At 66.2% G+C, this 5,357-nt stretch carries 4 protein-coding genes and 1 pseudogene; 4 read left to right on the forward strand and 1 reads right to left on the reverse strand.

Annotated features, from left to right (window positions below; all coding sequences use genetic code 11):
• The 4 genes from carB to AC1DOC_RS17530 form a co-directional block, all read left to right on the forward strand.
• A partial coding sequence (gene carB / locus AC1DOC_RS17515; RefSeq protein ID WP_478130167.1) for a carbamoyl-phosphate synthase large subunit occupies positions 1-3,130 on the forward strand: 3,130 nt, incomplete at its 5' end.
• An 8-nt stretch (positions 3,131-3,138) separates the two neighbouring features.
• Positions 3,139-4,008 carry a Kdo hydroxylase KdoO gene (locus tag AC1DOC_RS17520; protein WP_018905011.1) on the forward strand — a complete coding sequence of 290 codons (870 nt, stop codon included), beginning with the start codon at positions 3,139-3,141 and terminating at the stop codon, positions 4,006-4,008.
• Positions 4,009-4,072: 64 nt separating this feature from the next.
• On the forward strand, positions 4,073-4,549 hold the full coding sequence (greA, locus tag AC1DOC_RS17525) for a transcription elongation factor GreA (protein ID WP_012747727.1): 477 nt from the start codon (positions 4,073-4,075) through the stop codon (positions 4,547-4,549).
• 8 nt (positions 4,550-4,557) lie between these two features.
• On the forward strand, positions 4,558-4,980 hold the full coding sequence (locus tag AC1DOC_RS17530; RefSeq protein WP_018905010.1) for a DUF4149 domain-containing protein: 423 nt from the start codon (positions 4,558-4,560) through the stop codon (positions 4,978-4,980).
• 48 nt (positions 4,981-5,028) lie between these two features.
• Here the strand turns inward: AC1DOC_RS17530 and AC1DOC_RS17535 are convergent.
• Positions 5,029-5,357, reverse strand: a pseudogene (locus tag AC1DOC_RS17535) (glycosyltransferase); the annotation flags it as partial.

A 5,357-nucleotide genomic window follows, 5' to 3' on the forward strand; every position in this document is an offset into this window, starting at 1 on the left:
GGGCTACAAGGTCATCCTGATCAACAGCAACCCCGCGACGATCATGACCGACCCGGCCACGGCCGACGTGACCTACATCGAGCCGATCACCTGGCAGACGGTCGAGAAGATCATCGCCAAGGAACGCCCCGACGCGATCCTGCCGACCATGGGCGGCCAGACGGCGCTGAACTGCGCGCTCGACCTCTGGCGCCACGGCGTGCTCGACAAGTACACCGGCGCGGCCACCAACAAGCCGGTCGAGCTGATCGGCGCCACGCCCGAAGCCATCGACAAGGCCGAGGACCGCCTGAAGTTCAAGGACGCGATGACCAAGATCGGCCTCGGCTCGGCGCGCTCCGGCATCGCCCACTCGATGGACGAAGCCTGGGCCGTGCAGAAGTCGGTCGGCTTCCCGACGGTGATCCGCCCCAGCTTCACSCTSGGCGGCASYGGCGGCGGCATCGCCTACAACCCGGAAGAGTTCGAGACCATCTGCAAGCGCGGCATCGAAGCCTCGCCGACCAACGAACTGCTGATCGAAGAGTCGCTGCTCGGCTGGAAAGAGTACGAGATGGAAGTCGTGCGCGACAAGGCCGACAACTGCATCATCGTCTGCTCGATCGAGAACCTCGACCCGATGGGCGTGCACACCGGCGACTCGATCACCGTGGCCCCKGCGCAGACSCTSWCCGACAAGGAATACCAGATCCTGCGCAACGCCTCGCTGGCCGTGCTGCGCGAGATCGGCGTCGATACCGGCGGCTCGAACGTGCAGTTCTCGATCAACCCGAAGGACGGCCGCATGGTCGTCATCGAGATGAATCCGCGCGTGTCGCGTTCGTCGGCGCTGGCCTCCAAGGCCACGGGTTTCCCGATCGCCAAGGTCGCGGCCAAGCTGGCCGTGGGCTACACGCTCGACGAGCTGCGCAACGAAATCACGGGCGGCGCCACGCCCGCGTCGTTCGAGCCGTCGATCGACTACGTGGTCACCAAGATCCCGCGCTTCGCTTTCGAGAAATTCCCGCAGGCCGATTCGCGCCTGACCACGCAGATGAAGTCGGTGGGCGAGGTGATGGCCATGGGCCGCACCTTCCAGGAGTCGTTCCAGAAGGCGCTGCGCGGCCTCGAAGTGGGCGTGGACGGCCTCAACGAGAAGACGCAGGACCGCGAAGTGCTCGAGAAGGAACTGGGCGAGCCCGGCCCTGAGCGCATCTGGTACGTGGGCGATGCCTTCGCCATGGGCCTGAGCGTCGATGAAGTGTTCGCGCTGACCAAGATCGACCCCTGGTTCCTGGTGCAGATCGAGGAGATCGTGAAGATCGAACTCGAGCTCGAAACCAAGTCGCTGGCCGACATCGACCGCGACACGCTGCTCGCGCTCAAGAAGAAGGGCTTCTCGGACCGCCGCCTTGCCAAGCAGCTCAAGACCACCGACACGGCCGTGCGCGAAAAGCGCCGCGCCCTCGGCGTGCGCCCGGTCTACAAGCGGGTGGACACCTGCGCGGCCGAGTTCGCGACCAACACGGCCTACATGTACTCGACCTACGAGGACGAGTGCGAAGCCGACCCCACCGACAAGAAGAAGATCATGGTGCTCGGCGGCGGCCCCAACCGCATCGGCCAGGGCATCGAGTTCGACTACTGCTGCGTGCATGCCGCGCTCGCGATGCGCGAGGACGGCTACGAGACCATCATGGTCAACTGCAACCCCGAGACCGTGTCGACCGACTACGACACCTCCGACCGCCTGTACTTCGAGCCGCTCACGCTCGAAGACGTGCTCGAGATCGTCGACAAGGAAAAGCCGCTCGGCGTGATCGTGCAGTACGGCGGCCAGACGCCGCTCAAGCTCGCGCTGGACCTCGAAGCCAACGGCGTGCCGATCATCGGCACCTCGCCCGACATGATCGACGCGGCCGAAGACCGCGAGCGCTTCCAGAAGCTGCTCCACGAACTGGGCCTGCGCCAGCCGCCGAACGCCACCGCGCGCACCGAGCCCGAGGCGCTCGAAAAGGCCGCGGCGCTGGGCTATCCGCTGGTGGTGCGCCCGAGCTACGTGCTCGGCGGCCGCGCGATGGAAATCGTGCACGAGCAGCGCGACCTCGAGCGCTACATGCGCGAGGCGGTGAAGGTCAGCAACGATTCGCCGGTGCTGCTCGACCGCTTCCTCAACGACGCCGTCGAATGCGACGTCGACTGCATCCGCGACGCCGAGGGCCAGACCCTGATCGGCGGCGTGATGGAGCACATCGAACAGGCCGGCGTGCACTCGGGCGACTCCGCCTGCTCGCTGCCGCCCTACAGCCTGAGCGCCGAAACCATTGCCGAACTGAAGCGCCAGAGCGCCGCGATGGCCGCCGCGCTCAACGTGGTGGGCCTGATGAACGTGCAGTTCGCCATCCAGCAGAAGGACGGCAAGGACGTCATCTACGTGCTCGAAGTGAACCCGCGGGCTTCGCGCACCGTGCCCTACGTGAGCAAGGCCACCGGCATCCAGCTTGCCAAGGTGGCGGCGCGCTGCATGGCCGGCCAGTCGCTCAAGTCGCAGGGCGTGACCAAGGAAGTCACGCCGCCGTACTTCAGCGTGAAGGAAGCCGTGTTCCCGTTCGTCAAGTTCCCTGGCGTGGACACCATCCTCGGCCCGGAGATGAAGTCGACCGGCGAAGTCATGGGCGTGGGCAGGACCTTCGGCGAGGCCTTCGTGAAGTCGCAGCTCGGTGCCGGCACGCTGCTGCCGAAGTCGGGCAAGGTCTTCATCTCGGTGAAGAACAACGACAAGGCGCGCGCCGTGGAAGTGGCGCGCGGCCTGGTCAAGCTGGGCTTCGAGATCATCGCGACCAAGGGCACGGCCGCCGCCATCGGTGCCGCGGGCATCGAATGCGCGACGGTGAACAAGGTGACCGAGGGCCGCCCGCACATCGTGGACATGATCAAGAACAACGAGATTGCGCTGGTCATCAACACGGTGGAAGAGCGCCGCAACGCGATCAACGATTCGCGCCAGATCCGCACCTCGGCGCTGCTGGCCCGCGTGACCACCTTCACCACGATCTTCGGCGCCGAAGCCGCGGTCGAGGGCATGGGCTTCATGGACGAGCTCGGCGTGATCTCGGTGCAGGAGATGCACGCGCAGCTGGCTGCCGCCTGAGCGTGGCCATGGAAACGCAGCTCGTCGAACTGGATCTGAGCGACTGGCGCGCGGCCTCGCCCAACGAGGCGTGGATCGCGCAGCTGGAAGCGGGCAAGGTGCTGTATTTTCCGCGCCTGGGTTTCGAGCTGCTGCCCGAAGAGCGCAGCCTGCTGACGCCCAGCCTGCTGTCGCCCGACGTGCGCAACATCAGCCTCGATGCCAACGGCAAGCTCAAGGGCGCCGTCGGCGACGAGGCGGTGCAGCGCACGGCGGCGGCGATGGTAGGGCGGTTTCGCGCGCAGGCGCAGCAGCTGATCCACGGCCTGCTGCCGCACTACACGCCGGCCCTGCGCCTGGCGCCGACCAGCTACCGGCCGGCACAGGTCGAAACGCGCGTTCAGTCCTGGCGCGCCGACGACCGGCGCCTGCATGTCGATGCCTTCCCGTCGCGGCCCAACTACGGCGAGCGCATCCTGCGCGTCTTCACCAACGTCAACCCCGAGGGTGCACCGCGCGTGTGGCGCGTGGGCGAGCCTTTCGAGGACATCGCCAGGCGCTTCCTGCCGCGTGCCAAGCCCTATGTGCGCTGGCAGGCCAGGCTGCTGCAGGCGCTGCACGTGACCAAGTCGTTTCGCAGCGAATACGACCACCTGATGCTGCAGCTGCACGACGGCATGAAGTCGGACATGGCCTACCAGGAGAATTCGCCGCAGGAGAAGGCCGAATTTCCGCCGGGGTCGGTGTGGGTGTGCTTCTCGGACCAGACCTCGCACGCCGTCATGGCGGGCCAGTACATGCTCGAGCAGACCCTTCATCTGCCCGCGTCGAAGCAATACAATCCTGATTCGAGCCCGCTCGCCATCCTGAGCCGGCTGACCGGACGCACACTCGTCTGATCCTGTCCCCCAATCGACCGCCGAACGGCAGCGTTCGGCGGTTTCGCYTTATGGAGAACCAAACATGGCCACCATTCCAATTACCAAGCGCGGTGCCGAGAAGCTGCGCGCCGAGCTGCATCAGCTCAAGACCGTGGACCGCCCCTGGGTCATCAATGCCATCTCCGAAGCCCGCGCGCAGGGCGACCTGAGCGAGAACGCCGAATACGAAGTCGCCAAGGACCGCCAGGGCTTCATCGAGGGCCGCATCCAGGAAGTCGAGGGCAAGCTTTCGGCCGCCCAGATCATCGACCCGGCCGAGCTCGACGCCGGCGGCAAGGTGGTGTTCGGCTCCACGGTGGAACTCGAGGAAGAAGAATCGGGCGAGGCCGTCAAGTACCAGATCGTCGGCGAGGACGAGGCCGATCTGAAGCTGGGCCTGATCAACATCTCCAGCCCGATCGCGCGTGCGCTCATCGGCAAGGAAGAGGGCGACACCGCCGAGGTGCAGGCGCCCGGCGGCCTCAAGCGCTACGAGATCGTGGCCGTGCGCTACATCTGACAGGCAGGATGAAAGACCGCCTCGCGCTGCTGCTGGCCGCCTTCTGGTGGGGCAGCCTCACGACGATCGGTTTCATTGTGGTGCCGATGCTCTTCGCGCGGCTCGGCAACCCCGCGGTGGCCGGCAATTTCGCGGGCCAGCTGTTCGAGGCGCAGAGCTGGATAGCAATTGGCTGCGGCCTGCTGCTTCTGGTTCACTTCCGCACGAAGATGGACCAGCGCATCGACAGCGCCTCGATGGCCGCCATCTTCCTGATCCTGGGTGCGCTGCTGCTGGCGCTGCTGCAGCAATATGCCGTGGCGCCGCGCATTCTTGCGCGCGACAACCTCAAGCTGTGGCACGCCGTGGGAAGCGGCATGTACGTGGTCCAGTGGCTCTGTGCCGGCGCGCTGCTGTGGCGCATGGGCGGCCGGGCGCCTGCCACGGCCTGAACGTCTACGGCGGCAGGACGACTTGCGCCGTCCCTGCCGCCATCCCGTTCATTCCTTCCAGAACCTGGCGATCCAGTTCGCCCGCCGGATGTAGCGGAAAGCCCGGTTGCGCCGGCCCGCCAGTGCGTCGGGCGGATTGCATTCGCCGTGGAACACCATGATGCGCGCGCCCTCGGGCACGAAGGGCTCTTCCCAGTAGTTGGCCGGCCACATCGGAATGCCGTGGTACTTGAAGCTCGGGCACCAGGCCGCGGGCCAGTAGCCCAGCTTGCCTTGCTTGTGCAGCATGGCGGACAGGTACGTCTGCTCGTTGCGGTACTCCGCCTGGACCTTGTCCATGTTGGCGCGGAAATACGCCAGGATGTCGGCATGGGCGC

This window comes from Variovorax sp. 01T439_2, assembly GCF_056398445.1.

Bases quoted from the DNA above. Each gene is read 5' to 3' on its own strand.
- AC1DOC_RS17530 (WP_018905010.1), top strand. From the start codon at position 4,558: ATGAAAGACCGCCTCGCGCTGCTGCTGGCCGCCTTCTGGTGGGGCAGC.
- AC1DOC_RS17520 (WP_018905011.1), top strand. From the start codon at position 3,139: ATGGAAACGCAGCTCGTCGAACTGGATCTGAGCGACTGGCGCGCGGCC.
- greA (WP_012747727.1), top strand. From the start codon at position 4,073: ATGGCCACCATTCCAATTACCAAGCGCGGTGCCGAGAAGCTGCGCGCC.